The following is a 26,045-nucleotide window of genomic DNA, read 5'->3' on the forward strand; positions in this document are numbered from 1 at the left end:
AGGCTCCTTTGCACAAGCCCATCGGGCGGCCTCCCACGCGCGGACCCCGGTGGTCGATAGTGTCGCGGGCATGCGTAGGGCACTCGGGGTCGTCATCAGTCTGCTGGTCACCACGCTCGCGATGGCCGGCTTCGCGCTGCCCGCGTCGGCGGCGTCCGGGGATCAGGTGCGGGCCTTCACCATCAACCACACGGTCCGGCCCGACGGCGTGCTGCAGGTGCAGGAGACGATCGCCTACCACTTCGGCAGCACCGGCCGGCACGGGATCTACCGCGATCTGATCGTCCGCGAGCCCTACGTCACCGATCGGTCGAAGGACCAGAAGTACGACGTCTCGAACATCAAGGTCAGTAGCCCGACGAACGCCCCGGCCACGTTCGACACCGAGACCGAGAAGCTGCACGGCGACCGCGATCAGATCCTCCGGATCAAGATCGGCGACGAGGACGAGACTGTGCCCGGCGTCGAGGCGACGTACGTGATCACGTACGACGTGCGCGGTGCGCTCCGGCACTTCGCCGACCACAGCGAGCTGTACTGGGACGCAACCGGCTCGGCCTGGGAAGCGCCGATCAAGCAGGTCACCGCCAACGTCACGGTCCCGCAAGGCGTGCAGCAGGTGGAGTGCTTCACCGGCCGGCAGGGATCCACGAACAACTGCGCGGGCAAGTCGGTCGTCGCCGGGAAGGGCGTCTTCACGGCCGCCGACCTCGCACAAGGCCAGCAACTGACCATCGTGGCCGGGATCAAGGCCGGAGTCGTGCAGAACGACGCCCCGATCGTGGTCGACCCGCCGAACTGGCTGCAGCGCAACGGCGTGAACATCCCGGCTCTGATCGGCTCCGGCCTGGTGAGTCTGTTAGCGCTGATCGTCGCCGGGATCTACGCGGCCACCGGCAACAAGGACCAGCGGTTCGCCGGGATGCCGCCGGGGACCTTCCCGCCGGACGGCATCGCCGCCGTACCGGAGAAGAACGACCTGGACGACGACCAGATCCCGGTCGCCTTCGCGCCGCCGCGGATCCCGGTCGCCGAGGCCGGTCTGCTGATCGACGCCAAGGCGAACACCACCGAGGTCGCCGCGACGCTCATCGACATGGCTGTTCGCGGCGGCGTCCGGATCGAGAACGGCGGCGAAGAACGCCACGCCGTCCTCCTCGACCCGAGCGTGGCGACCGCACCGCACGAGCAGGCGCTGCTGCAGGGCATGTTCCCCGGCCTGGTGCCTGGTGCTTCGGTCACGCTCGAACGGCGTCCGGTCGGCGACAACTCGATGGCGACGACGGCCGTGGCGATGCTGAACGCGCTGCGCGATCAGGTCGCCGCACGCGAGTGGTACACCCGGCTGCCGTCCAAGATCGGCACCCGCGGCGGCTCGGTCTTCAAGTCGGGCACCGGCTGCGCCTGTATGGCGATGATCGCGATCTGGATCGTCGGCGGCGGCATCATCGGTACGGCGACCGCCGCATCGACCGGTGGATTCGGTCGCGCGGTGGTGATCGCCGTACCGGTTGTGGCCGTGATCATCGCGGTCGCCACCTGGGCACGGATCCGCGGCCGCGGCCAGCGCACGCCGGCCGGGCGCGCTGTCACCGACCAGGTGATCGGCTTCCGCAAGTACCTCGCGACCGCCGAGGCGGACCAGCTCCGCTTCGAGGAGGGCGAGGACATCTTCAGCAAGTACCTGCCCTGGGCGATCGCCTTCGACCTGGCCGACCGGTGGCAGAAGGTGTGCCAGAAGCTCGTCGACGCCGGCCGCCTGACGCCGGATCCCTACTGGTACGTCGGTCCGTCGTACTACAGCTCGGGTTGGACGGCCGGTGCGGTGAGCTCGACCGTCGCGCAGACGTTCCAGCCGCCGCCCACGCCCTCCAGCAGCGGTGGTGGCGGCGGTAGCTCGTCCGGGTTCAGCGGTGGTTCGTCAGGTGGTGGTGGCGGTGGTGGCGGCGGCGGTTCCTGGTAGGCGACCATGCGTCGAGCACTCGGGATTCTCGCCTGCACACTCCTGTCCGTGGTCGGCTTCGCGGCACCCGCCGCGGCCGTACCCGGTGACTGGGTCACGCGGTTCGCGATCGACTACACGGTCCGGCCCGACGGCGTCCTGCAGGTGCAGGAGACGATCGCCTACCACTTCGCCGACACCGGCCGGCACGGGATCTACCGCGACCTGGTGATCCGCGAGCCCTTTGGCCCGGACAAGGACCAGCGGTACGACGTCTCGAACATTCAGGTGTCGGAGAAGTTCACCACCTCGACGACGACGTCGAACGGTGAGCGCGACGAGGTGCTGCGGATCAAGATCGGCTCGTCCGGGAAGACGCTCACCACGCAGGACGCGACGTACCGGATCAGCTATGAGGTCCGCGGCGCGCTGCGGCACTTCGCCGACCACAGCGAGCTGTACTGGGACGCGACCGGATCCCGCTGGGACGCCGTACTGAATCAGGTCGCCATCACCGCGACGGTCCCGCAAGGTGTGCAGCAGGTGCGGTGCCTCACTGGGCCCACCGGATCGACGCAGCCGTGTGAGACCGCGCGGATCACCGCAGGCAAGGCCGTGTACGCCGAGACCGGCATCGGACGCGGTGACCAGGTGACGGTCGTGGCCGGTATTCGCGCGGGCGCAGTCACGAACGACAGTCCGATCGTGGTCGACGCACCGGGCTTCCTGGACCGCAACGGCCTCAGCGTGCCGGCGGTCATCGTGGCCGCGCTCATCACGATCGCGGCCTTCGTCACTCGCAAGCTCTATCTCTTGCGTGGCGGTCGCGATCTCCGGTACGCCGGGCTGCCGCCAGGCACGCTGCCACCCTCAGGCGAGACCGGCCAGCAGGTGAAAGACACGCTGACCGAAGACCAGATCCCGGTCGCGTTCTCGCCACCGCGGATCCCGGTCGCCGAAGGCGGCCTGCTGCTCGACGCGAAGTCCGACTCGACCGAGATCGCCGCGACTCTGATCGACCTGGCCGTGCGTGGCGCGCTGCGGATCGACAACAGCGGCAAGAAGCGCAAAGCCGTCCTGGTCGATCCCGGCATCGCCACCACCCCGCACGAACAGCGTCTGCTGAAGGGGTTGTTCCCGTCGCTGAAGCCGGGCAAGGAGAGTCGCCTGGAGCGGCGCGATGCCGGTGACAGTTCGCTCGCGTACGCCGCGAACGGGACCGTCGACCTCATCCGCACGCAGGTCACCGAGCGCGGCTGGTACACGCGGATGCCGGCCCCTTCGAAGCTGGGCGGACCTGCAGTCGGCGCCTGGCTGGTCACGGCCTTCTGCGCGATCATCGGCTTGGTCATCCTGATCATCGCGCTGGTGAAGCACGGGCTGCCGTCGTGGACCGGTCCGGTTCTGGCCGTCGGCGTACCGGCGATCGCGCTCCTCAGCCTCGGCATCACGCTGATCCGCAAACGCCGCAGAGGCCAACGTTCTGCCGCCGGCCGCGCGGTCACCGATCAGGTGATCGGCTTCCGGAAGTACCTGGCGACCGCCGAGGCGGACCAGCTGCGGTTCGAGGAGGGCGAGGACATCTTCAGCAAGTACTTGCCCTGGGCCATCATCTTCGGCCTTGCCGACCGCTGGCAGCAGGTCTGCAAGCAGCTCGTCGACGCCGGCCGCCTCATCCCGGACCCGGTCTGGTACGTCGGCCCGGCGTACTACGACTCGGGCTGGTCGGCGAACCTGGTCACCAACACCGTGACCAGCACGTTCAGCGATCCGCCGAGCCCGTCGACGAGCAGCGGCGACGGGGGCGGATCGTCCTCGGGCTTCTCCAGCAGCAGTTCGTCGGGTGGTGGCGGTGGGGGTGGCGGCGGCGGGTCCTGGTAGCGGTCAGGACTCCTCGGCGACCCGGCGCAGCCACTCACGAACGAGCCCGCCGAACAGCTCGGGCTGCTCGATCTGCAGGTTGTGCCCGGCCACATCCAGTACGGCGAACGTCGCCCGCGGGTAGTGGGGGAGCAGCGCGTACTGATCCTCGAACCCGACCACCGCGTCCTGCCGTCCACAAATCAGCAACGTCGGACGTTCGTACGGCGGTCCGGCCTCGGGGTCGACGGACAGCTCGCGCTTCTTCAGGATCCGCTCGAGCGCCGTGATGTCGGCGAGCATCAGCCCAGGCGCGACGTCCCGGCGGTAGGCCTCCAGTACGGACGCGGTCTCCACCACGGCGAGCTCGGTGAAGTCCTCGTCCGGGCCGAGCGACTCGCGCACACCGGGTTCGGAACGCAGCACGACGTGTTCCGGGACATGACGATCCGCGTTGTCGACGATCGTCCCGATCGGGCAGATCATTGCCAGACCGGTCACCTGCTGGGGCCGGGCGCGGGCGATCGCGCGGGCGAGGTAGCCGCCGTACGACTCACCGATCAGCAGGAACGGCTGGTCGCCGAGTTGATCGTCGATGAAGGTCTGAACCGCGGCGAGGATCCCGTCGGAGCTGTTGATGCCGACGGCCGGGCTCTGTCCCATCCCGGGCAGGTCCGGGTAGAGCCGGCGGTAGCCGGGCAGGTCGGCGAACAACGGCTCCAGGCAGCCGGTCATCAACCGGTGGTCGGGAGTCCAGCCGTGCAGCGCGAGCACCGGGGTGCCTTGGCCGTGCGTGACGTAGTGCAGCGTCATGGAGGGTTCACCTTCTGTCGGAGGTCCATGCCTATAGTCGCCTCATGTCGAGTCACGCGCCTGCTTCCGATGCTGTTGTGTTGCGTTCCCGCCTCGAGCGAGCCCGTACGGCGGCCGCCGGCACCGGACTGTTGATTGCCCCAGGCTCCGACCTGCGGTACCTGATTGGTCAGGGTGGCGGGTCGCTCGAGCGGCTGACCACTCTCGTGATCCCGGCCGACGGCGTACCGGCGTTGGTCGTGCCGAAGCTCGAGGCGCCCGGGTATGCCGGCGTGCCGCTGGATGAGCTGGGTATCGAGGTCATCACGTGGGTGGACGGCGACGACCCGTATGCGCTGGCCGCCGCACGACTGTCGAGCGCCGAGCGGGTCGCGGTCAGCGACTTCACACCGGCCCTGCACGTGCTCGCTCTGCGCGCGGCGCTGCCGAAGGCCGACCAGGTGCTCGCCGGGCCCATCATCCGCGAGCTCCGGATGCGCAAAGATGCGGCTGAGCTGGACGCACTGCGCAAGGCCGGTGCTGCGATCGATCGAGTGCATGCCCGAGTCGGCGAGTGGCTGCGTCCGGGGCGGACCGAGGCGGAGGTCGGTGCGGATATCGCGGCCGCGATCGTCGAGGAGGGCCATACGGCGGCCGACTTCGTCATCGTCGGCAGCGGCCCGAACGGCGCGAGCCCGCACCACGACGTCTCCGACCGGGTGATCGAGTCCGGTGACGTCGTGGTGGTGGACATCGGTGGCCCGATCGCGGAGGGGTACTTCTCCGACTCGACCCGGACTTACGCCGTCGGGACTCCCCGCGATGCCGACGTTGCCGCGACTTACGCCGTACTGCAGGACGCACAGCAAGCCGCCGTTGATGCCGTGCGACCCGGGGTGACCGCTGAGTCGATCGACGCCGCGGCTCGCGAGGTGATCGCGGCGGCTGGGTTTGGCGAGTTCTTCATCCACCGCACGGGCCATGGGATCGGCCTCGACGTCCACGAGGAGCCCTACATCGTTGCCGGTAACAAGCTGACGCTCGAGCCGGGGATGGCCTTCAGTATCGAGCCGGGTATCTACCAGCCCGGTCGCTGGGGCGCCCGGATCGAGGACATCGTCATAGTCACCGCAGACGGCGTCGAGCCGATGAACCGCCGCCCCCACGAGCTGGTCGTGCTCTAGCCGGCCCGGAACGTTTTGCGGTAGGCGAGCGGCGAGACGCCGAGCTCTGAGCGTAGATGATGCCGCATCGAGGCCGCCGTCCCGAGACCAGCGGCCTCGGCGACTCGATCCACGGACAAGTCGGTGGTCTCCAACAGATGGCAGGCGTGCCGTACGCGCTGCTGCAGCAACCAGGTGCCCGGCGACTGGCCGGCCTCGGCCTTGAATCGACGGCTGAACGTGCGCACACTCATCCGCGCATGGTCGGCCAGGGTCTGCAGGCTCAGCTCCTGGTCGAGGTGCTGCAGCGCCCAGGCCCGCGTCGGCGCCGTACCGTCGGAGCCTTCATCCGGTACGACGTGCTCGATGTACTGCGATTGCCCACCGTCTCGCCAAGGCGGGACCACGCAGCTACGTGCGGCCCGGTTGGCGATATCGCTGCCGAAATCACGGCGGATCAGATGCAGGCACATGTCCACGCCGGCTGCGAGACCGGCCGAGGTGACGATGTCGCCGTCATCGATGAACAGTTGCTCCTCCCGCAGATCGACCTGCGGGTAGAGCTCGCGGAACAGGTCGACGCGCTTCCAATGCGTCGTCGCCGGCCGCCCGTCCAGATAGCCGGCCGCGGCCAGCACGAAGGCGCCCGTACAGATCGAGGCGATCCGCGTGCCTGGCCGGATCGTCGCCAAGGCTTCGGCCAGCGCCTTCGGCAGCGTGCCTTCGTGCCGCGGCTGCGGGATGTAGGTGCCGGGGATGATCACCGTGTCCGCGTCGGCCAGCGCCTCGGGACCGTGGTCGGGGATCATCTGGAAGCCGGCGCTGACCCGGATCGGTTCGCGATCCAGTCCGCAGACGCGAACGTCGTACAGCTCGGTGCCGTCGGCCCGAGTGGCCGCGCCGAGGACCGTCGACGGGATCGTCATGTCGAACCCGACCACCGGCTCGAGCGCGAGGACAGCGACCTTGTGCGGTCTGACAGCAGCTAGGTGACGGGGCATGGCCATATCTTGACACATGCTGGCGTTCCGGCCACTGGTACGGCGACCGCCGGGACGGCAAGGTTGTCGCGTGACGCAGACTGTGGAGACGAAGAAGCCTGCCCGGGTGCACCTGGCCTGGGCAGTCGCTGCGGTGGGGTTCGTGACGTTGATCGGTGCGGCCGGGTTCCGGTCCGTGCCGAGTGTGCTGCTGGATCCGCTGCACGAGGAGTTCGGTTGGTCGCACGCGACGATCTCGTCGGCGGTCTCGATCAACCTGATGCTGTACGGCCTGATCTCGCCGTTCGCGGCCGCGCTGATGGACCGGCTCGGCCTGCGCCGCGTGGTCAGCGGCGCGCTGGTGCTGATCGCGCTGGGCAGCGGTCTGACGATCTTCATGAACTCGTCCTGGCAGCTGCTGCTCTGCTGGGGTCTGCTGGTCGGGGTCGGCACCGGCGCGATGTCGATGACCTTCGTAGCGACGATCACCGGCCGCTGGTTCGTCGAGCGCCGTGGTCTGGTCACCGGCCTGCTCACTGCGGCCGGCGCGACCGGTCAGCTGGTCTTTCTGCCGCTGATCGCCCACCTTGCCGCCGCTTACGGCTGGCGGACGCCCGCCCTGGTCGCCGCCGGTACGGCGTTGGCCGTCGTACCGCTGGTGCTGATCTTCCTGCGTGACTACCCGAGCGATGTCGGTCTGCGCGCGTACGGCGCTCCCGAGGGCAGCCTGGCTGGGCAGCGGGTGGCGACAACCGGCAGCAGCGCGCTGCGAGCCCTGACCGCGCTGCGGACGGCCGCACGGCGACCGGCGTTCTGGATGCTGGCGGGCGGGTTCGCGATCTGCGGCGCCTCGACGAACGGGCTGATCGGTACCCACTTCGTCACCGCCGCCCACGACCACGGGATGCCGATCACCACCGCGGCCTCGCTGCTCGCGCTGGTCGGGGTCTTCGACGTCGGCGGCACCATCCTGTCCGGCTGGCTCACCGACCGCTGGGACCCGCGCTACCTGCTGATCGCCTACTACTCGCTGCGCGGCCTGTCCCTGCTGGTCCTGCCGTCGCTGCTCGGGCCGACGGCTCAGCCGAGTGTCTGGGTGTTCATCATCTTCTACGGCCTGGACTGGGTCGCGACCGTGCCGCCGACCGTGGCGCTGTGCCGCGAATGGTTCGGTGTCGACGGACCGATCGTGTTCGGCTGGGTTTTCGCCTCCCACCAGATCGGCGCGGCCCTCGCCGCGTTCGGTGCCGGGGCCATCCGGGACGCGCAAGGCAGCTACAACCTGGCCTGGTACCTGGCCGGTGGATTGTGTGCGGCCGCGGCGTTGATGTCGGCCGGCATCGGCCGGAAGTTGGTGGCCTCTGATGCCGCGATCGCTTGACCAATAATCGGTCGGCGCGAGGGCGGCGGAACGACCGACACCGTGCCTCTGGTCGGGTACGACGCGGGGGAGTCGTTCAAGTCCACCCACGACCCCCACACCGGCCGCACCTGCACTGTGCTGTCGAACACCTCACCGGGAGCCTGGCCGATCGCTCGCGCCATCGTCAGCTAGCCTCGATCTAGGTTGAGGTTGGAGGGCAGAGCAATGGGTGGAGTAGTCGACGTTCAGCCAGGAGAGCTGACGGTCGGACAACTGGCACAACGCAGCGGCGTGGCGATCTCGGCGCTGCACTTCTACGAACGCCAGAGTCTGATCATCAGCCGCCGGACCGCGGGCAACCAGCGCCGCTACAAGCGCGACACCCTTCGCCGGGTCGCGATGATCAGGATCGCCCAGCGTGTCGGCATCCCGCTGTCCGAGGTGGCTGCGATCCTCGCCCTCCTCCCCGAGAACCGCACTCCCAACCGCCAGGACTGGGAACGCATCTCCGAATGCTGGCAGGCCGAGCTCGACCGCCGGATCCTGCACCTCGAACAACTCCGTGACGACTTCAAGGACTGCGTAGGCTGCGGCTGCCTCTCCCTGGACCGCTGCGCCCTGGCCAACCCCTACGACACCCTCGCCACCCAAGGCCCCGGCCCCCAACGCCTCCTCTCCGAAGCCGGCGAACCCTGCCACCCCACCCACTGCGCCTGACCCACCAGAGCCCGCTCACCAGCCTGCCAGCCTGCGGTATTTCGCTGGCAATCTGCGGGGAGATCCCCTCGTTTCTGTACCGCAGCCGAAGCGCGGAAGGTCAAGGGACCGGGCTCGGTCGGGCGGGCGAGTCAGCTCGCCGGCTGACCACTACCCGTCCGTCGGTACATCACCCATCAAGGACGGCCCGGTGGCGCGCGATCTTGGGGTGGGGTCAGTTGCGGAGTTGTTCGTTCATGATGAGGAATGCGCCCAGCCCGTGGAAGTCGTTCGTGGCGCGGGCCCGGTCGACGTAGTACTGGTAGTTGCCGACGTTGGTCCCGACGCTGATGTCGTTGAGGTTCGTGCGTCCGTCGTTGCCGAGGGAGATCGTGGCCAGGACTCCCCGGTAGCCGCGGTCGGCAGTTGCCTGGTACGACGCGTCGACGTACCCGCGCTGGACAGCCCGGTCGATCGTGAAGGTGTACATCGACGAGCAGGACGTCTCGGTCCAGTTGTCGGTGCGGTTGCCTTTGTCAACGACCTGGAACCAGCGGCCGGTCTTCGGATCCTGGTGCTGCGCGTAGCCGGCCACGAGCTTGCGCAGTACGGCGATCAGCTCGGCCCGCCGGGGCTGGTTGGCCGGTACTGCTTCGAGCACGTCGATGACCGCCATGCCGTACCAGCCCTCGGCCCGGCACCAGACCTCGGGCGCGAGCCCAGTGTTCGGATCGGCCCAGCTCTGCGCACGAGCCTCGTCGTACGCATGCCGCAGGAGACCGTTGGGCAACTGCAAGTGCTTGGCGTAGGTCAGTAGCTGATCGACGGTCTCTCTACCCGTGTACGTCGAGTCGCCGAACTCGCGCCCATACTCGGCGAGGAAGGGGTCGACCATGAACACCCCGTCACCCCACAACTGGTGCTGGCGGTAGGTAGCGGCATGCCAGAAGCCGCCGTCGGCCGTGCGCGGGTACGTGTTCAGCCTGGTGCGGATCTTGCCAGCGGCAACCTTATAGCGGTTGTCGCCGGTCTCGTGATGAAGCAGAACCAGCAGCCGGCCGGACAGCATGCTGTCGAGGTCATTGAAGCTGTTGTTGATGTTCCCCGACGAGTCCACGAACCTGTCCACCCAGGACTTGATGTAAGTCAGGTTCTTGGCGTCATGCGTCCGCTGATAAACCAGGTACTGCCCGTAAAGGTAGAGCCCGACCGGATATGACCAACCGCCAACTGTAGCTGGCGTGTAGCGCGCCATGGTCGAGTCAACCATCGCTGTCGACCAGTCCGTCGGAGCCGGTGTGACGTCGAGGTAGTCCAGATTCGCGGTGCCCTCAGCAGTAGTTGCCGTGACGCGGATGGTATTCGCACCCGCGTTGAGATTCGCAGTCGTGACGCGCGTCTTCCACACCGACCAGCCGCCCGTGGACGCATATGGAACGCCCTTGGCAACCACAGTCCCGTTGACCGTAACGTCCACAGCGCGGATCGCGCTGCCCCCGTTGGCATGCCCGAAGCTGAGCGCGGCAGCTCCAGCCTGCGCCCGGCCAACCGTCCACTGCACATAGCTACCAACAGCATTCCCCGTGTTAACGAACCCCGTACCAGAGAACCCGGTGTGGTTGCTCTCCACCGCGCTACCGCTCGAGTACGCCGCAGACTCCGCCTCATACCGAGTCGCCGTACCGGCGGGCGCGTTGGCCGTGGCAGTCGAAGCGGGGATGAGTGCGGAAAGGGACAGGAGGGCCGCCAGGGCGCAGTGCAGTGTTCGTACACGCATGTTGAGCTCCAAAACCGGGGGCGGTCAGAGTTGGCGCCTCGACTGTGACCGGGTCGGCCATGCCGAGTCAAGACGCTAATGCGTATTACTCAAGCCGTCTGCCCGCCACCCCCAGCCACCGCGGCCCAGCCGTACTGTCTTTCAGCTCGCCCGAATGTGGCGATCGACCACAAGCCCACCTCGACCGCCGGGGGCGGTCGACTGATGCCACACGGCGTGCCCAGTAGATGGCTGAGGGGGATGGCGAGCCCGGTGACCGCGATCCCGTTGCCTGGGGCTGATGGGCTACGGCTGAGGTGTGTGATGTGCAGTAGTCGGTAAGTTTTGGTCGCTATATAAGAAAAAATCACCGACCAACGCACCACACCGGCCCATGCCTCGCGGGTGAACGTGAGTCCAGCTGCCGATCGCCTCTTCCCGAACAGCACCCAGAGCCCGTCAGTCCCAAGCCACGGAAACGCGGTCACCGGCCATCCCTCCCGAACCGCACCCGGAAGCCCGGAAGCCCAGGCGACGGGAAGTTGGTCACCGGCCCGCCTTGCCGGACCGCAACCCAAGCCCGTCAGCCCCAAGCAGCGGGGAACCTCTGGCCGCCGGCCTCGCCATCCACCTCAGCCACCGCGGCGGCCCGCCATGCTGTCTTTCAGATCGGCCGGACGCGGCGAGCAACCACCAACCCACGCCCCCGGCCGAGACCATTTCGGTCTGCACCCCGCCCGGCCGCCAAGGCCAGCCAACTGAAACGCACAGCGAGTAGAGCGCATGGCTGAGCCGGATGGCCAGCCCAGCGACCGCGATCCCGTTGCCTGGAGCTGACGGGCTACGGCTTAGGTACGTGATGTGGTCGGTTGGTCGGAAACTCTTCGGCGCCATATGACGAAAGGTTCCGATCAACACGACCACCGCCGCCTGAATTTGGCTGAGATCAGGTGTGGGCTGTTTTGTGGACATCAGCCCACACCAAACAGCCCACACTTTCTTTGTATATAAGGGGTTCTGGCCTCGAAAACTGTCGGTGGCCATGGCTATGCTGATGGGTATGGAGATCATGGCGATGCCACCGGTGTACACGCAGAGCGGCAGCGAACTGCTGTCGACTCTCGACACCCTGATGGCTACCGGCGCCCTGGTCGAAACCCTGAAACTGCAAGTCATGGGCCGCCTCGACGAAATGGGCACCGCCCAAGACCTCGGCGCCCGCGACACCACCGAACTGGTATCGCAGCGCTACCGGCTCGTCCCCGCCGATGTCCGCAAAGACCTCGCCTTCGCCGGTAACCTGCCCAAGTATTCAGCGGTGGGGGAAGCGTTGCCGGCTCTCGTGGACCCGTCAGACCCCTCTGAGCCGGCGGAGTCGGCGGTCCTGGCACCCGACCAGGCGAAGGTCATCGTGTCGACACTGGAGAAAGCACCCTCGACGGTCCCGGTCGAAGTCCTGGACGTCGCCGAACGGGAGATGATCCGGGCTGCCGAGCACACCAACACCCGCGAACTCACCAAATTCGGCCGCGACGTCCTCGCCCGCCTCGACACCGACGGCCCAGAACCCGCCGAAGACCAAGCCCACAAGCAGCGCTCACTACGGCTACGCGACGTCGACGGCGGGGTGAAGATCACCGGGTTCCTGCCCGCCGCCATGGGCGAACAAGTCAAGACCCAGATCCACACCCTCGCCAAACCCCACAAAACGATCGACGGTGAACGTGACCCGCGCACCCTGGAACAGCGCCAAGCCGACGCACTGATCGGGATCTCGGATGCTGCGGCAGGCAACCCCGACTACCCCGGCGTTCCGCATCTGACCGTCACCATCGACTTCAACGACCTCAAGAACTCTCTCGCGAACATCCCAGACGCCTTCAACAGCGCGGCCGGCGCGAACGGTGGAACCGGTGCGAGCGGTGCCACGGGTGGGATGGGTGAGTTGGTGTTCGGTGGGAACCTGTCCGCCGGTGCGGTCCGGCTGCTGGCCTGTGATGCCGCGATTTTGCCGATTGTGCTCGGTGGGGATTCGCAGCCGCTGGATGTCGGCACTGAACAGCGGTTCGTGAACCGGTATATCCGGCGGGCGCTGAACAAGCGAGACAAGGGCTGTGTGGTGTGTAAGGCACCGCCGTGGATGTGTCACGCCCATCACGTGATCCACTGGGCCGACGGAGGACCGACCAGGCTGCGCAACCTTGCCCTGGTGTGCGCTGCCCACCACCGCGCAGTCCACAAGAACCAATGGACCATCACCATCACCCGCGGCGTCGTGAAAGTCACCCGCCCGTCCTGGGCAGATCCACCACCACCCGACCCTGTCGCGCTTGCAGCCATGGCCGCGTGGGTCACCCCTGCCCACAACACCACCACCGCGACGACCGCGACGACCGCGACGACCGCGACCAGCGCCAGCGCCAGCGGCGCTCGTGCCAGCGTCCGCGAGTCCAGCACGCCTAGTGCCAGCACGAGCAGGGACGACCGAGCCAATGCAAGCGCGGGCCAGGTCAGCGGGGCCCGGTTCTCCTGGGGCGACGCCGAGAGCGGCCCGACATACCAACAGCCCACCAGGCTCCCCACAGCCAGCACCCAGCCCAACCCCGCACTCGTCGCAGCCCGCGAAGCCTTCCGCGAACGACTCAGGTCGCTCGCGCCCGGCTTCACCGACCCCTGGGCCACCGACGACACCCCAGCAGTCGGACCATAACCCCGACTAGCTGTGCCGCTGGCTCGCGGCACAGGTCGCCTCGACCGGGGCTCGAAACGGCAGTAGGCGCTCGTGGATCGCCAAGCAACCACGGCCCAGTTGCTCACCTGTTGGATCGCTCAGCGTCACAGCCATCAAAATCCCGCGAAGGCACCGGCCTTAAGCGACCGGTACGGCGGGGGGTTGGGCGTGGGTGAAAAGGCGGTCGAAGACTTGGGCTCGGTCGAACTGTAGGGCGTGGGCGCGGGCTCGCTCGGCGGCGGCTGTTCGTTGGTCGGGGGTCCAGTCGCAGACGACCTCGTCGAGGGTGGTGCGGAGGGTGTCTGGGTCTCGGGGTGGGACTAGTTGGGCGGTGTCGCCGACTGCTTCAGGGACGCCGCCGGTGGCGCAGGTGATGATGGGGCCGCCGCCGGCGAGGGCCTTCTCGACCAGGGCGATTCCGAAGGTCTCGACGAACTCGGGCTGCTCGCGGGTCGGCAGGACGAAGGCCGCGCTGCCGGCCATCAGGGCGGGCTTCTCGGCGTCGTCGACGTCGGTCAACACGTGCACGCGGTCGCTCAGTCCGGATGCGGCGACGCGGGCCAGCACTGCGGCTTCCTGCGGTCCGCGGCCGGCTAGAACCAGTTGGACGCGCGAGGCCGAACGGGAGCCGACGTACGCGTCGATCAGATCGTCGACACCTTTGGCCGACGCGATTCGCGAGAGGAAGAGGACGTAGCCGTCCCGCGAAAGGCCGCGCCTGGTGAGGGTTTCGGCGATGTTGTCGTCGGTGAGGGACAGGTACGGCCAGGAGTCAACCGCCGGATACGAGATCGCGATCCGCTCCCGGCATCGCTGGGCGAACGTCGTACCGTGCATGGCATCGAGCGTTGCCGCCGACGCGACAATCAGATCCTTGGTGTACGACGACACGGCCACGCAGTGGTCGGCCGCCAGATAGACGGACAGGATGTGCGCGGCTGCCCCGAACCGTCCCGTGTTCACGCACTCGCGCACGACGTTGGTGATGTCGGAGCCCACCGCCTCAGCCACTGTCATGATCTGCGCAGGCCCAATCGCGCGCGCAACCTGGACAGCCTCCTGTACGGCGATCGCGTGCGGGCTCAGGTAGAGGGACATCGCGACCGTCGGTACGCCCTCGCTGAACAGCTCGACCAGCCGCCCGATCAGCCCGGAGAGGTAGCGCCCGTCCGGAACCCGGTAGTCGCCAACAGGATCGGGCCGCTCCACGGTGATGCCCGGGCTGTACGGCAGCACGCCGTCGAGCGGTTTCATCGGCAGACCGGCCGCCTCCAGCGCATCGAGCGGCCAAGTCACGATCCGTACGTCGTCGAACCCACGGGTGAGCGCCACCTCGGCGAGGCACCGTGCTTCGCCCGAATGCCCGCAGATCACCGGGTCGGCGCGGACGACAAGGACCAGTCGGCGGTTGGGTTTCATGCCTCACCTCCAGCGGTGTCGGATGTGGATGGTGGCCTGACTCGCGTGCCCCAGCTGGAGGGCCGCGGGCCGAGCTCGATGTGCAGGTTGCGGATGTGCCGCAGCTCCCGGCCGGACAGCCAAGGGCGCTCGATTGTCTTGCCGTTCACCGCGATCGACTGAACGTAGGAGACCGGTCCGCCGGCCTCGACGGGCTCGAATCCGCGCGTGGTGATCGACAGGTCGCCGGTCGGCAGCTGGATCGTGGACTCCGCCACGGCCGGCGCGCTGACCAGGAACAGGTTCTGCCCAGCCACCGGGAACAGCCCGAGCGTCGCCCACACATACCAAGCAGACAGCCCGCCGGAGTCGTCGTTCCCCGGCAACCCGCCCCGACCGGTGCCGAACTGGTTGGCAACGGCGGCATGCACGATCTCTGCGGTTCGATCCGGCCGGCCCGCGTAGTGATACGACCACGGCGCCTCGTAGTCCGGTTCGTTGTTCAGTCCCTCGAACCGGCACAGCTCATACCCGGCGTCCATCTCGGCCACGCTCGGCGCCACTCCCGGTTGAGTCACCGGTACGGCGTCGTACCCGAAGAACCGGTCGAGCAGATCCACGAACGCGTCGTCGCCACCGGCCAGCGCGATCCGAGCGCGCATGTCGTGCAGCAGGCGGAACGAGTAGTTCCAGCGACCGCCCTCATAGAAGGTCGAGTCGCGCAGCAGACCAGTACCTGGGTCGTACGCTGCCCGCCAGCCCTGCGCGTGGTCACGCAGCTGCTGCGCCAGCGGCCGGTCGCGCAGCTTCCGGGCGATCGACGCGGTGCAGTGATAGGCGTAGGCCAGGTCGAGCGTGTGGCTGATCGGATGCGCGACGCCGTGCACCAGGTAGTCCTCGCCGTACGTGCGGCGCAGGTCCATCTCGAGGTGCACCATGGCCCAGTCCCAGTCGATACCGGGCAGATCCAGTTGGCACAGATCGGCGAGGAAAGTGTGCGCGAGCGCACTGCCTTGCCGGGAGAACCGGTCGGCGCCCTTGGCCATCCGGTAGCCGATCGGGAGGTTGCCCTCCTGCTCACAGATCGACAGCAGCGAGTTCGCCAGCGCGACCGAACGCTGCGGGAACAACGTGGTCATCAGCGGGAGCTGAGTGCGGTAGATGTCCCACATCGTGCAGATGTCGAACGCGTACGGGCCTGCGGTGGTCGTCGACGGACTCTCGTCCGGGGCGAAGCACGGCTTGACCAGCGAGTGGTAGAGCGCCGTACCGAAGATGGTTGCCTGGTCGTCGGACTCGGCCTTGATGTCAACCTTGCCGAGGTGCTCGCGCCAACTGCGTGTCGTCTCCTCGCGCCGCCCGGCAAAGGTTGCCTGGCTCCGGCCGACGTCCGTGTACAGGTTGTCGCGGGCCGCCTCACACCCGCGCAAGGAGAACCCGAGCCGCACCTCGACGGTCTGCTCAGCGCGGGAGGGGCCCATGAACATCAGCCCGAACGGCCGCAGCGTGGTCGGCCGGATGTAGTCGAAGTCGAGGCGGGTGCCGCCGGGCATCAGACGCCGGTCGTACCAGAGCAGCTGCCGCCACCCTGGCGCGTCGACTTCCAGATGCACGGCCAGCGGCACGCCCTCGACATGGATCTCGCCCTGAGCGACCCCTGGCTCCAGCATCGCGAGATGCGCTTTGAGCGGCACGGTCTGGCTGTGCGGGATGGCGAGGCCACCGGTCGAGGCGTCGATCACGATCCGCGCCGCGTCGTTCGCGGGGAAGGTGTATCGGTGCACGGCGGACTTCGGACCGACCGTGACCTCGCAGCGGATGCCGGAGCTCAGCGTCGCCGCGTAGTACCCGGGCTCGGCCACCTCGTCCAGCAGATCCCACGTGGTGCCCAAATCATCGAGCGGACCGAGCATCGGTGTGACTCGGAAGTAGTTGTAGTACTTGCGGATCGCGCCCGTGCCGGACTGCTGGAAGTGCGTGAACCCGGAAGCGACCGGCCGGTCGTACAACTGAGCCGGCACACCCTCGGTGTTGAAGTCGTACAGCCCGTACCCGGTCGGGTAGGCCCCTGAATACGGGCAAGCCGACACCATCCCGAACGGATGCAGAGCACCCGGATGGGTATTGCCGACCTGCGGCTTGGGCCACCACCAGTTCGCGGCCAGCCCCTTAGGAGCGGCCAGGTCAGTGGCGCCGGTCCCGATAAACGGATCAACGTGCTCGTACATGAAGCTCACCGCCTCGCGGCCGACGTGGGCTCTCAAGGTAAGAAGCACATGTTTCCTCCACGTTGACCACAAGCGACGCCCAGGTTACGAGCGTCCGGTCCGTCGGGACACAGGTGTAACGCGCGGGGGCGGTTGGGAGATAGAACGGGTGAGACCCGCGGGGTTTCAGGGTGCGCCGGGAAGTCTGGTCGGCAACGGACTTGTCGATCCCGGAAGGTGCCCATGAACTCGTCAGCGGAGTCCGGCAGGCATCGGCGTAACGTTCGTGGCGACGACGGGCCGTGGCTGGAGCGGATGGTCATGTCGACGCCGGCGGCGCAGTGGTCGGTGTTCAGTTTGGTGTGGATGCTGGGGATGTCGGGCCTCTCGATGGCTTTCGCGTACGACGATCTGGCGCTCAATCAGCGGGCCGAGATCGTCCCGGCCCAGGTGATCCGCACCAATTACGATCAGCGCGGCAAGTCGTTCAACGCTGAGCTGCGGGCGCCGTACCAAGGGGTGCGCGTGATCGTGGAGGACCTGCATCGGCTACCCGCGACCGGCGATGTCGTGCGGCTCGCGGTCGATCCGCACAAGCCGACCCGGGTGCGGCAGTCGGAGGCCCCGCGGTGGCGCTGGATGGACTTCGGCTTCATCGTGCTCGTCCCGGTCGGGCTGGTCGTCGTCTGGGGCCGAGCGAGCAGAAAGCTACGTCGCAAACCGCCCGGTAGTGTGGCTTGATGTCCAGCCTTCGCGTCGATGTTGCTGACGCCGCCGATCTCGATGACCTGGTGCGGCTCGAGACGAGCCTTTTCGCCGAGGACGCCGGTGCACACGACGCACTGGTCGACGTCGGTTGGCCCGAGCAACATGCGCGAGCGGACTTCATCCGCCTGATGAAGAACGAGGCGGCCCTCGTGCTGGTTGCCCGGTACGACGGGAGCGCCGCCGGCCATCTGGTCGGGTACGTCGGGGCTCCGTCGCCGACCCGATTCGGCCGCCGTACCGCCGAGATCCGAAGCCTGTACGTCGACGAACCCGTTCGCTCCAGCGGCATCGGACAGCTCCTGGTCCGTGACTTCATCACCTGGGCCCGAACCCAGTCAGCAGTCGCCATCGCAGTCACCGCCTACACCGCCAACCGGTCTGCGCGCGCCTTCTACGAGAAACTCGGCTTCACCGAACAAAGCGTCGTACTCCACGCCGCCCTCGAGCCCGGCAACCGGACGCAAAATGTCCGGAATGGTGGGTAGCGTGCCGATATGACTATCGCGATGTATCCCAGTTTTGTGATCGATTGCCCGGACCCGGCCGCGCTCGCGAAGTTCTACGGCGAGCTGCTCGGGTGGACGGTCAAGGCGGACGACACGTGGGGGGAGATCCGCCCGGAGGACGGCAGCAGCTGCATCTGCTTCCAAGGCGTGCAGGACTTCAAGGCCCCGGCCTGGCCCGGCCAGGACGCCCCGCAGCAGATGCACCTCGACGTCATGGTCCAGGACCTCGACACCGCCGAGGCCGAGGTCCTCCAGATCGGTGCCACCAAGCCCGAACACCAACCCGGTACGACGTTCCGCGTGTTCCTGGATCCGGCCGGGCATCCGTTCTGTCTCTGCGTCAGCTGAAGGCCCAGGCTGCCATTAGGGGGAACTCCTCGCGCCAGAAGGGGTCGCCGTGGTTGCCGGGGCGTTGGGTGGTGCGGACGTCGGCGTTGGCTTCGGTGAGGGCGGTGGCCCAGCGGGCGGCGTTTTCGGCGAACCAGGGTTCTTCGGTGCCTGCGGTGAAGTAGGCGCGGGGGAGCGTGGGCTGCATGTCGCCCGGCGGTTGGTAGCCGCCACCGGGCGATGCGCAGAGGATCGTGCCGTAGATGTCGGGGTGCCGTAGGCCGAGTGCCAACGCGAGCTCGCCGCTGGCCGAGACGCCGTAGATGGCCGTGCGGTCGGCCGGAAGCGTGATGCCGAAGTGGGCGCGGATGTCCTCGACGAAGAACTTCTCGTGTGCCGCGAAGCGCTCGCCGTCGAAGCCCGGCGAGTACTCGTGCAGACGCTCCATCTCGTCGTCCAGCCGATGCGCGGCCACCAGCATCGTGGGCGGTACGTCGGGCGATTCGTTCAGGAGCGCACCCCACTGGGAGATCAGCTGGCCGTCACCCGCGTAGATGATCGCCTGGGGTGGCTCGTCCGGGATGTACGCCGTGACGTCCCGGCCGCCGTCGTACGCGAAGGTCTCGGTGATGGTTGCCATAACGGCACGCTATTTGAGTACGGCGGTTCGCGCGACAATCGTGCGATGAGCATCTTGGAGAAGTTCTCGCTGGCTGGGCGGACGGCGCTGGTCACTGGTGGGTACCGCGGTCTGGGCAGGGCCTTCGCGACGGGGCTGGCTGAGGCCGGGGCGGATGTGGTGATCGGGGCGCGGGACGAGGCGGCGTCGAAGGTGGCGGCCGAGGAACTGTCGGAGGCGACCGGGCGGACGGTGGTCGGCGTCCAGCTCGATGTGAACGATCGGGAGTCGGGCCAGGCTGCGGTTGGTGCTGCCCTCGAGGCGACTGGGCGGTTCGACATCCTGGTCAACAACGCGGGTGCTTGCTTCCATCGGCCGGCGCTCGACGTACCGGATGACGAGTGGGACGAAGTGTTCGCGACCAATGTGAGTGGGTTGTGGAAGTTGAGTCAGTCCGCGGCCGCGCACTTCAAGACCGTCGGCGGCGGGACGATCGTCAACGTGGGTTCGATCTCGGCGCAGATCGTCAATCGGCCGCAGTGGCAGCCGGCGTACAACGCGTCGAAGGCGGCGGTGCATCAGCTGACGAAGTCGCTGGCGGCGGAGTGGGCGCCGTTGAACATCCGGGTGAACGCGGTGGCGCCCGGCTACACGAAGACCGAGATGGCGTCGGTGGACGAGCCGCGGTTCAAGGCGCGCTGGATCGATGACGCGCCGATGCAGCGGTACGCCGTACCGGAGGAGATCGCGCCGGCCGTGCTGTTCCTGGCCTCGGACGCGTCGAGCTTCATGACCGGGTCCGTCGTCGTGATCGACGGCGGCTACACCCTGCACTGACTGAGCGGTGACTGAGCGGTGTCAGGGCCGTGTCAGCGCGGTTCGGAATTGTTCTCGGCATGGACATCACAGTGAACGGTCACGTTGCGGACGGTTGGGGCAAGGTCGCGGATGCGTTCCGGGCGAACTTCGAGGGCCATCCCGGAGAGTCGGGCGCGTCCTGCGCCGTGTACGCCGGCGGCCGGCCGGTCGTGGATTTGTGGGGCGGCTTCGCCGACACCGAGGCGCAGCGGCCCTGGGAGCAGAACACGATCGCGCAGGTCGCCTCGACGACGAAGGGCGCGACCGCGATCTGCGCGCATCTGCTCGCGCAGCGCGGTCTGCTCGATCTCGACGCACCGGTGGTCAAGTACTGGCCGGAGTTCGGTGCCGAGGGCAAGGATCAGATCCCGGTCCGCTGGCTCTTGTCGCACCAGGTCGGTCTGCCGCTGATCGACGGCCCGCTGACGCTCGAGGAGGCCTACGCCTGGGACCCGGTCATCCACGCGCTGGAGGCGCAGAAGCCGCTGTGGAAGCCGGGCACCGAGCACGTCTATCACGCGATGACGTTCGGCTACCTGGTCGGTGAGGTCGTACGGCGGATCTCGGGCAAGTCGCTCGGCACCTTCTTCGCCGAAGAGATCGCGCGGCCGCTCGGCCTGCGGGCGTGGATCGGACTGCCTGCGGAGGAGGAAGAGAATGTGGCGACGATCGAGTACGCCGCGCCGTTCACACTGGAGGAGATGACCGAGGGCATCCTTGAGACGACCGGGCTGGACGCGGACACGGTCAACGCCTGGATGAGCTCGGTGTGGGGTGAGGGATCGGTGCAGGCCAAGGCGGGTGTCCTTGGTGGTGCCTTCGACCCGACCTCGGACTACTTCACCAAGCGGGCGTGGCGTGCGGCCGAAGTACCGGCCGCGAACATGACCGCCGACGCCCACTCGATCGCCCGCATGTACGCCGCCACCGTCAGCGATGTGGACGGCATTCGCCTCCTCGAACCGGCGACGGTCGACCGGATGATCGAGGTGCAGACCGACAAGACCCGGATGAATGGCCTGCCGCCCGGGCTCGACCTTCCGGCGGACCGGTCCTTCTACATGTCGTTGGGATTCTGGCGTTCCTGCCCGCCGCAGCCGATGCTCGGTCCGCGGGCCTTCGGTCACCCCGGCTCCGGCGGTTCGATCGGGTTTGCGGACCCGGATGCCGGGGTCGGTTTCGGCTACGTGATGAACCGCTGGTCGTTCCGGGTCGGCGAACCGCGCGCGTCGAGCCTGTCGGCCGCGGTCAAGGCGTGCCTCGGCTGACGGTCGCCGTACGGCGGTAGCGACCCGGCGTCTGACCGGTCGCGGCCTGGAAGGTCCGGGTGAAGGCGGACTCGGAGTGGTAGCCGACCCGGGCCGCGACCGAAGCCACGGTGTGGCTCGGGTCGGTGAGGAGGTCGGTGGCGATCATCATCCGCAGCTGCGTGATGAAGGTCGCCACCGGCGTCGCCGTGTGCCGGGTGAAGTGCCGGATGAACGTTGCCCTGGACATCGATGCGCTCTCCGCCAGCCGGTCGACCGTCCACTGCGCGCCAGGATCATCGAGTACGGCGTTCAGCGCGGCAGCGATCCGGTCGTCGGTGACCGCGGTCCACGGGGCCGGTGTGCCGCTGTGCCGGAGCATCAGCGCGAGGAGCGCCGTACAGAGGGCGTTGAGGATCGCGGCGCTGCCGGAGGACTCGGAACGAGCCTCGGTACGGAGCAAGGCGGCGAGGCTGCGGACTGCCTCGTTGGCAGCGCCGAACGAGACGACCAGGGGATCGGGCAGCGAACGGAGCAGCAGGTCGCCGGCGCCGGATGCCATCGTGAAGTGCCCGCAGAAGATGTCGGTACCGACCTCGCCCGACGGGCTGCGGACCGTGTCGAACGTCGAACCGGGCGTCTCGAACGACGGCCGGTACGGCGCGGGGCCCGCCGTACGGATGGTGTGTGGGGGACTGGTCGGGAGCAGGACGGCGTCGCCCGGACCGAGGTGGAGCGTCCGGCCGGGGAGGTCGACGGTGCACTCGCCCTCGAGAACGAAGTGGAAGGCCGCCTCGCGTTCGCCGTACCGGCCGACCCGCATCTCGGTCGCCGGGGCGAACAGGCAGCGCTTGTCGACCGTCCCGGCGGCTCGCGCGAGGTCGATCACGTAGCTGGTGAGATCCATGATACGTATGAGCATATATCTGACCCAAAGCAAGCTGTTGCGGATCATCTGTGCGCATCAGACTGGGCAGCATGACCAACACGCTGCAGGCAGATGTCGCTGTGATCGGGTTCGGGAAGGGCGGCAAGGTCGCCGCGGCGGCGCTGGGGCGGGCCGGCCGCCGGGTGATCCTGATCGAACGCTCGGACAGCATGTACGGCGGGACCTGCCCGAACGTCGGCTGCGTACCGACGAAGATGCTGGTCCACCACTCGGGCAAGCGCCGGCCGGACGACTCGCCGCAGGAGTGGTTCGAGCACGCGATCGGCGAAGTGCAGCAGCTGACCTCGACGTTCCGCGCGGGCAACTACGACGCGCTGAACAACGCCGACACGATCACCGTCCTGACCGGTTCGGCGACCTTCGTCGACGAGCACACGATTGCCGTGGGCAACGTTCAGGTGGTGGCGGAGACGATCCTGATCAACACCGGGTCCGAGCCGGTGATCCCGGACATCCCGGGGCTGCGGGACAGCCCGCGGACGGTGACGAACGTCGACCTGGTGCACGGCAAGGAGCTGCCCGGGCGGCTGGCGGTGATCGGTGGTGGGTATCTCGGCATCGAGTTCGCGTCGATCTACCGCCGGTTCGGATCGCAGGTGACCGTGTTCGAGGCGTCGCCGCGCATCCTCGGTCAGGAGGACGAGGACATCGCGGCCTCCGCGGCGGACATCCTGACCGGCGAGGGCGTCGAGATCGTGACCGGCGCCCGGATCGTGGAGATCCGCGGCGAGGACACCGTCGTGTACGAGAAGAACGGCCGGGAGCACACGCTCACCGTCGACACGATCCTCGCGGCGACCGGTCGGGCGCCGGCCGTCGCGGAGCTGGGCTTGGAGAGCGCTGGGGTGAAGTTGACCGACCGTGGCGCGGTCGCGGTCGACGAGCACCTGCGGACGAGCCGGTCGCACATCTTCGCGCTCGGCGACGTGAACGGCGGACCGCAGTTCACCTACATCTCGCTGGACGACAGCCGGATCGTCCTGGACCAACTGCTCGGCACCGGCAAGCGGTCGACCGCCGACCGGGTCGCCGTACCGAAGACTCTCTTCATGTCGCCGCCGCTGGCCACCATCGGCCTGACCGAGACCGCGGCCCGCGCCGACGGACGCCGCATCCGGGTCGCGAAGCAGAACGTGGCAGACATCATCGCGATGCCGCGGGCGTACATCGTCGAGGAGACGCGCGGGATGATGAAGTTCGTCATCGACGCCGACACCGACGAGATCCTCGGCGCGGCCCTGCTCAGCGTCGACGCGCAAGAACTCATCAACACCGTCGCCCTCGCCATGCGCCACCACATCACCGCCACCGAGCTCCGAGAATCCATCTACACCCACCCCTCCTCAACCGAAGCCTTCAACGACGTCCTCGCCAACTAGAGCGTGTCTCTGAAGCTCAACACGTCATCAACATGCCCTAGTTGTGGCCGGAGACAGGCAGGCAGGGCTGGAGACCCATGGCTCGAGGTCTCCAGCCACCACTCCCTGTCCCCAGCCACCAGTCCCTGTCTCTCCCCGTCATTTCCTGTCTCCGGCCACCAGTGATGGCCCGGGACAGGTAGTCGGGGCTGGAGACCTGTGGTGCGGGTTCCCTGGCCACCGTTACCTGTCTCCGGCCACCGCCACCGGCTCCTCAACCACCGCATCACCGAGCCGACAGTCGGGGGTTTGAACAGGAACTGGTGGGGGTGGACAGGTCATAACTTGTTCAAGCCCACCCTGCGGTGTCGACGCCCCCGACGGCTGGCGGCGGAGACAGGTTCTCAGGGCCGGAGACCTGTGGTGCGGGGTCTCCGGCAACCGTTGCCTGTCTCCGGCCACCACTCCGGCCACGACGGTTAGTCACATCTGAGCGGTTGGCGTGGTCTTACCTTCAGGAGCACCTGAAGGAGACCGGGATGGGCAGCAGCGAGACGGAGATGCGGGTACGGGCGGCCGGATGGATCTTGTCCGCCGCCTGCCAGGACGAGGACCCCGAGCTGTTCTTTCCCATCGGCACGACCGGCCCCTCGCTCCTGCAGACCGAAGCCGCCAAACGCATCTGCGCCCAGTGCCCAGTTCGAGCCGAGTGCCTGGCCTGGGCGCTTGAATCCGGTCAGGACGCAGGCATCTGGGGCGGTCTGACCGAAGTCGAACGCAGGCACCTCAGGCAGGCGGACCGCCAACACTCACCAACGACCTCCAACGGCACTTCCAGCCGGGCGGCTAACCGGGGCGGTACCGCCGCCGCGGAGGTTGGTGAGTGGGGGCGGTCCGCCAACCCACGCTAATTCCCGCGCACCGCCCGCCGCCCCCAACTAGCCTGACGCCATGAGCATGCAGCCGTTGGTGGCGGTTGAGGTGGGCGGCTCGTCGGTGCAGACGGCGACGTTGATCGACGGCACGATCGCCTTCGCAGACGGGGTGGTGCAACCGGAGACGACGTACCGGTATGGATTGGCAGCGCCCGGCTGGGTGGTGGACGGTCGTGTGCGGGGCGCGCACCACCTGGGGTGGATGGATGTCGAGGCGTGGGAGGAGCTCGGGTTCCCGCGACGCCCGGAGGTGTCGCTGAACGACGCTGAGGCGGGCGCGCTGGGGGAGTGGCTGCTGCGGGACGGCACGCCGATGGAGCTGCTGTACGTCGTGATCGGGACCGGCGTGGGTGCGGTTCGGCTGTCGGCGGGGGAACTCGTCGAGGTGGAGTTCGGGCATCAGGTGGGGTTCGGCGACGCGGTCTGTGGCGGTTGTGGCCGGCGCGGGTGTCTTGACGCGGCGATTGGTGGGCACGCGCTGCCGACACCACTGCCGACGGACGACCAGGCACGGGTGATCGAGTCGCTGGCCCGCGCCGTGCGGATGGCGGAGATCCCCGCCGGGGCAACGGTGGTGTTCGCGGGCGGCCTGGTGCGATCGCATCCAGGTCTGCTGCCCGCGTTGCAGGATTCGCTGAGCGAGCTGCGCGTCGAGGGGTCGTTGGCGCCACGGGGTGCGAAGTCGGCGGCGTATGTCGGCGTGCTCGATCTACTGGCGAGGAGTCTCGCGTGAAGCTGGAGGTGCCGGGCTATCCCGAAGCTGAGCAGATCGCGCTCGGGATGCAGGGGGCTGTGTTTCGGTTGGGCGGAGGGAAGGTTGCGAAGGTCTGGTTCCATGCGGGTACGGCGGAGCTCAGGCGGTTGGCGGACTTCTACGCGGGACTGGCGGGGGCGGGGCTCTCGATCCGTACGCCGGAGATCCTCGAGGTGCACGAAGGTTCGCCGTACCGGGTGACGGTTGAGGTTGAGCTGCCGGGAGCACCGTTGTACACCTTGGAGCCTGAGCTGGGGATGGGGCTGGAATGCGTGCTTGAGGTGCTGGGGGAGTTGGCGTCGGTCCGGCTGCGGACGCAGTTGGCGGTGCTGGATGAGAGTGAGCCGATGCGGGCGCCGGGGCAGAGTTGGCCGGAGGCCTTGGCGGAGCTGACCGCGCGGCGGGTTGAACGGTTCCGGGGCAAGCTTGGGTCAGCGATCGACGATCTCGAAGGGAAGGTCGAGCGGTTGCTTGCGGAGGTGCGGTCGTTGCCGGACAACACGACCGGGCTGGTCCATGGGGACGTGACCGCGGGGAACATCATGGTCGACGCGGACTGCCGGCCCCTCGCGGTGCTGGACTTCGGCTTGATGACGATGGCCGGTGATCCGGCGTACGACGCGGCGAGTGCGGGGACGATGTACGCGCTCTGGTCCCCGGAGATCCGCGAGATCGAGGCGGCGTTCGACGCGGCAGTCGTGAGTCGCTTCGGCTACGAACCTGAGCGACTGCGCCTCTACCGCGCCATCCACCTACTCCTCATCGCCAACGCCCACGACGCCGACCCCTACGGTCGCGACAACGCAGTCCGACTGGCCGCCGCCCTACTCAACTGA

General features: G+C 67.9%; 22 protein-coding genes and 1 pseudogene. 16 read left to right on the forward strand and 7 right to left on the reverse strand.

Translation table 11 applies throughout. The features are described from left to right. The first annotated feature begins 70 nt into the window (after positions 1–70). Together OG474_RS38005 and OG474_RS38010 are read left to right on the forward strand one after the other, a co-directional pair. A complete protein-coding gene (locus OG474_RS38005) occupies positions 71–1,963 on the forward strand; it encodes a DUF2207 domain-containing protein (RefSeq protein ID WP_405058482.1) in 1,893 nt (630 codons plus the stop codon). 6 nt (positions 1,964–1,969) lie between these two features. Next, entirely contained in the window at positions 1,970–3,823 is a 1,854-nt protein-coding gene (locus OG474_RS38010) for a DUF2207 domain-containing protein (protein WP_405058483.1), read from the forward strand. A gap of 3 nt (positions 3,824–3,826) precedes the next feature. On the opposite strand, the gene OG474_RS38015 is transcribed toward OG474_RS38010, so the two are convergent. Then, positions 3,827–4,615 carry an alpha/beta fold hydrolase gene (locus OG474_RS38015; RefSeq protein ID WP_405058484.1) on the reverse strand — a complete coding sequence of 263 codons (789 nt, stop codon included), beginning with the start codon at positions 4,613–4,615 and terminating at the stop codon, positions 3,827–3,829. A 44-nt stretch (positions 4,616–4,659) separates the two neighbouring features. Between OG474_RS38015 and OG474_RS38020 the strand changes: the two genes are divergently transcribed. Next, positions 4,660–5,778, forward strand: coding sequence for a M24 family metallopeptidase (locus OG474_RS38020; protein ID WP_405058485.1), 1,119 nt, complete (start codon positions 4,660–4,662; stop codon positions 5,776–5,778). Here the strand turns inward: OG474_RS38020 and OG474_RS38025 are convergent. Beyond that, positions 5,775–6,758 (reverse strand): GlxA family transcriptional regulator, encoded by a 984-nt coding sequence (locus OG474_RS38025; RefSeq protein WP_405058486.1) that lies wholly within the window; start codon positions 6,756–6,758, stop codon positions 5,775–5,777. The two genes, OG474_RS38020 and OG474_RS38025, sit on opposite strands and share 4 nt — an antisense overlap. A 70-nt stretch (positions 6,759–6,828) precedes the next feature. On the opposite strand from OG474_RS38025, the gene OG474_RS38030 reads away from it, so the two are divergent. Genes OG474_RS38030 through soxR form a run of 3 tightly spaced genes read left to right on the forward strand, consistent with a single transcriptional unit; the run spans position 6,829 to position 8,817 of the window. Then, positions 6,829–8,118 carry an MFS transporter gene (locus OG474_RS38030; protein WP_405058487.1) on the forward strand — a complete coding sequence of 430 codons (1,290 nt, stop codon included), beginning with the start codon at positions 6,829–6,831 and terminating at the stop codon, positions 8,116–8,118. Positions 8,119–8,160: 42 nt separating this feature from the next. Further along, entirely contained in the window at positions 8,161–8,292 is a 132-nt protein-coding gene (locus OG474_RS38035; RefSeq protein ID WP_405058488.1) for a hypothetical protein, read from the forward strand. Positions 8,293–8,325: 33 nt separating this feature from the next. Continuing rightward, positions 8,326–8,817, forward strand: coding sequence for a redox-sensitive transcriptional activator SoxR (gene soxR, locus OG474_RS38040; RefSeq protein ID WP_405058489.1), 492 nt, complete (start codon positions 8,326–8,328; stop codon positions 8,815–8,817). A 214-nt stretch (positions 8,818–9,031) separates the two neighbouring features. On the opposite strand, the gene OG474_RS38045 is transcribed toward soxR, so the two are convergent. Beyond that, positions 9,032–10,573: a glycoside hydrolase family 88 protein gene (locus OG474_RS38045; RefSeq protein WP_405058490.1), complete on the reverse strand. Its 1,542-nt coding sequence runs from the start codon at positions 10,571–10,573 to the stop codon at positions 9,032–9,034. Positions 10,574–11,612: 1,039 nt separating this feature from the next. Here OG474_RS38045 and OG474_RS38050 point away from each other — a divergent pair. Next, a complete protein-coding gene (locus tag OG474_RS38050; RefSeq protein WP_405058491.1) occupies positions 11,613–13,262 on the forward strand; it encodes a DUF222 domain-containing protein in 1,650 nt (549 codons plus the stop codon). A 159-nt stretch (positions 13,263–13,421) separates the two neighbouring features. Here the strand turns inward: OG474_RS38050 and OG474_RS38055 are convergent, their stop codons facing one another. Together OG474_RS38055 and OG474_RS38060 are read right to left on the reverse strand one after the other, a co-directional pair. After that, on the reverse strand, positions 13,422–14,702 hold the full coding sequence (locus tag OG474_RS38055) for a glycosyltransferase (RefSeq protein WP_405058492.1): 1,281 nt from the start codon (positions 14,700–14,702) through the stop codon (positions 13,422–13,424). Then, complete coding sequence (locus OG474_RS38060) at positions 14,699–16,909, reverse strand: glycoside hydrolase domain-containing protein (protein WP_405058493.1); 2,211 nt, start codon at positions 16,907–16,909, stop codon at positions 14,699–14,701. The genes OG474_RS38055 and OG474_RS38060 overlap by 4 nt, the downstream gene beginning before the upstream one ends. 222 nt (positions 16,910–17,131) lie before the next feature. On the opposite strand from OG474_RS38060, the gene OG474_RS38065 reads away from it, so the two are divergent. From OG474_RS38065 to OG474_RS38075, 3 genes are read left to right on the forward strand one after another with little or no spacing between them, the layout of a single operon-like run. Further along, the gene (locus OG474_RS38065) at positions 17,132–17,629 is read left to right on the forward strand and encodes a hypothetical protein (protein ID WP_405058494.1); all 498 of its coding nucleotides are present in this window, start codon (positions 17,132–17,134) and stop codon (positions 17,627–17,629) included. Continuing rightward, entirely contained in the window at positions 17,629–18,141 is a 513-nt protein-coding gene (locus OG474_RS38070; protein WP_405058495.1) for a GNAT family N-acetyltransferase, read from the forward strand. The genes OG474_RS38065 and OG474_RS38070 overlap by 1 nt, the downstream gene beginning before the upstream one ends. 9 nt (positions 18,142–18,150) lie before the next feature. After that, complete coding sequence (locus OG474_RS38075) at positions 18,151–18,510, forward strand: VOC family protein (protein WP_405058496.1); 360 nt, start codon at positions 18,151–18,153, stop codon at positions 18,508–18,510. On the opposite strand, the gene OG474_RS38080 is transcribed toward OG474_RS38075, so the two are convergent. Further along, positions 18,503–19,129 (reverse strand): alpha/beta hydrolase, encoded by a 627-nt coding sequence (locus OG474_RS38080; protein WP_405058497.1) that lies wholly within the window; start codon positions 19,127–19,129, stop codon positions 18,503–18,505. The two genes, OG474_RS38075 and OG474_RS38080, sit on opposite strands and share 8 nt — an antisense overlap. 45 nt (positions 19,130–19,174) lie before the next feature. Here OG474_RS38080 and OG474_RS38085 point away from each other — a divergent pair, with 45 nt between their 5' ends. Both OG474_RS38085 and OG474_RS38090 read left to right on the forward strand, forming a co-directional pair. Further along, a complete protein-coding gene (locus OG474_RS38085; protein ID WP_405058498.1) occupies positions 19,175–19,945 on the forward strand; it encodes an SDR family NAD(P)-dependent oxidoreductase in 771 nt (256 codons plus the stop codon). Between the two features lie 59 nt (positions 19,946–20,004). After that, on the forward strand, positions 20,005–21,234 hold the full coding sequence (locus OG474_RS38090; RefSeq protein ID WP_405058499.1) for a serine hydrolase domain-containing protein: 1,230 nt from the start codon (positions 20,005–20,007) through the stop codon (positions 21,232–21,234). On the opposite strand, the gene OG474_RS38095 is transcribed toward OG474_RS38090, so the two are convergent. Further along, on the reverse strand, positions 21,215–22,120 hold the full coding sequence (locus OG474_RS38095) for a cupin domain-containing protein (RefSeq protein WP_405058500.1): 906 nt from the start codon (positions 22,118–22,120) through the stop codon (positions 21,215–21,217). The genes OG474_RS38090 and OG474_RS38095 overlap by 20 nt on opposite strands. Before the next feature lie 71 nt (positions 22,121–22,191). On the opposite strand from OG474_RS38095, the gene OG474_RS38100 reads away from it, so the two are divergent. The 4 genes and pseudogenes from OG474_RS38100 to OG474_RS38115 all read left to right on the forward strand — a co-directional run bounded on the left by OG474_RS38100 (position 22,192) and on the right by OG474_RS38115 (position 26,045). Next, positions 22,192–23,541: an FAD-dependent oxidoreductase gene (locus OG474_RS38100; RefSeq protein ID WP_405058501.1), complete on the forward strand. Its 1,350-nt coding sequence runs from the start codon at positions 22,192–22,194 to the stop codon at positions 23,539–23,541. A gap of 539 nt (positions 23,542–24,080) precedes the next feature. Then, positions 24,081–24,314: pseudogene (locus OG474_RS38105) on the forward strand (WhiB family transcriptional regulator); the annotation flags it as partial. Positions 24,315–24,471: 157 nt separating this feature from the next. Continuing rightward, entirely contained in the window at positions 24,472–25,188 is a 717-nt protein-coding gene (locus OG474_RS38110; protein ID WP_405058502.1) for an ROK family protein, read from the forward strand. Then, positions 25,185–26,045, forward strand: a complete 861-nt coding sequence (locus tag OG474_RS38115) for a phosphotransferase family protein (protein WP_405058503.1) — start codon at positions 25,185–25,187, stop codon at positions 26,043–26,045. Before OG474_RS38110 ends, OG474_RS38115 begins: the two co-directional genes overlap by 4 nt.

This window comes from Kribbella sp. NBC_01505 (assembly GCF_045040285.1).
GTDB lineage: Bacteria > Actinomycetota > Actinomycetes > Propionibacteriales > Kribbellaceae > Kribbella.

Excerpts from the sequence above, each read along its gene's own strand:
- OG474_RS38070 (WP_405058495.1), top strand. The coding sequence starts at position 17,629 with ATGTCCAGCCTTCGCGTCGATGTTGCTGACGCCGCCGATCTCGATGAC.
- OG474_RS38075 (WP_405058496.1), top strand. The coding sequence starts at position 18,151 with ATGACTATCGCGATGTATCCCAGTTTTGTGATCGATTGCCCGGACCCG.
- OG474_RS38045 (WP_405058490.1), bottom strand. The coding sequence starts at position 10,573 with ATGCGTGTACGAACACTGCACTGCGCCCTGGCGGCCCTCCTGTCCCTT.
- OG474_RS38025 (WP_405058486.1), bottom strand. The coding sequence starts at position 6,758 with ATGCCCCGTCACCTAGCTGCTGTCAGACCGCACAAGGTCGCTGTCCTC.
- OG474_RS38080 (WP_405058497.1), bottom strand. The coding sequence starts at position 19,129 with ATGGCAACCATCACCGAGACCTTCGCGTACGACGGCGGCCGGGACGTC.
- soxR (WP_405058489.1), top strand. The coding sequence starts at position 8,326 with ATGGGTGGAGTAGTCGACGTTCAGCCAGGAGAGCTGACGGTCGGACAA.
- OG474_RS38050 (WP_405058491.1), top strand. The coding sequence starts at position 11,613 with ATGGAGATCATGGCGATGCCACCGGTGTACACGCAGAGCGGCAGCGAA.
- OG474_RS38060 (WP_405058493.1), bottom strand. The coding sequence starts at position 16,909 with ATGTACGAGCACGTTGATCCGTTTATCGGGACCGGCGCCACTGACCTG.
- OG474_RS38090 (WP_405058499.1), top strand. The coding sequence starts at position 20,005 with ATGGACATCACAGTGAACGGTCACGTTGCGGACGGTTGGGGCAAGGTC.
- OG474_RS38085 (WP_405058498.1), top strand. The coding sequence starts at position 19,175 with ATGAGCATCTTGGAGAAGTTCTCGCTGGCTGGGCGGACGGCGCTGGTC.
- OG474_RS38095 (WP_405058500.1), bottom strand. The coding sequence starts at position 22,120 with ATGGATCTCACCAGCTACGTGATCGACCTCGCGCGAGCCGCCGGGACG.
- OG474_RS38110 (WP_405058502.1), top strand. The coding sequence starts at position 24,472 with ATGAGCATGCAGCCGTTGGTGGCGGTTGAGGTGGGCGGCTCGTCGGTG.
- OG474_RS38055 (WP_405058492.1), bottom strand. The coding sequence starts at position 14,702 with ATGAAACCCAACCGCCGACTGGTCCTTGTCGTCCGCGCCGACCCGGTG.
- OG474_RS38015 (WP_405058484.1), bottom strand. The coding sequence starts at position 4,615 with ATGACGCTGCACTACGTCACGCACGGCCAAGGCACCCCGGTGCTCGCG.
- OG474_RS38065 (WP_405058494.1), top strand. The coding sequence starts at position 17,132 with ATGAACTCGTCAGCGGAGTCCGGCAGGCATCGGCGTAACGTTCGTGGC.
- OG474_RS38020 (WP_405058485.1), top strand. The coding sequence starts at position 4,660 with ATGTCGAGTCACGCGCCTGCTTCCGATGCTGTTGTGTTGCGTTCCCGC.
- OG474_RS38100 (WP_405058501.1), top strand. The coding sequence starts at position 22,192 with ATGACCAACACGCTGCAGGCAGATGTCGCTGTGATCGGGTTCGGGAAG.
- OG474_RS38005 (WP_405058482.1), top strand. The coding sequence starts at position 71 with ATGCGTAGGGCACTCGGGGTCGTCATCAGTCTGCTGGTCACCACGCTC.
- OG474_RS38010 (WP_405058483.1), top strand. The coding sequence starts at position 1,970 with ATGCGTCGAGCACTCGGGATTCTCGCCTGCACACTCCTGTCCGTGGTC.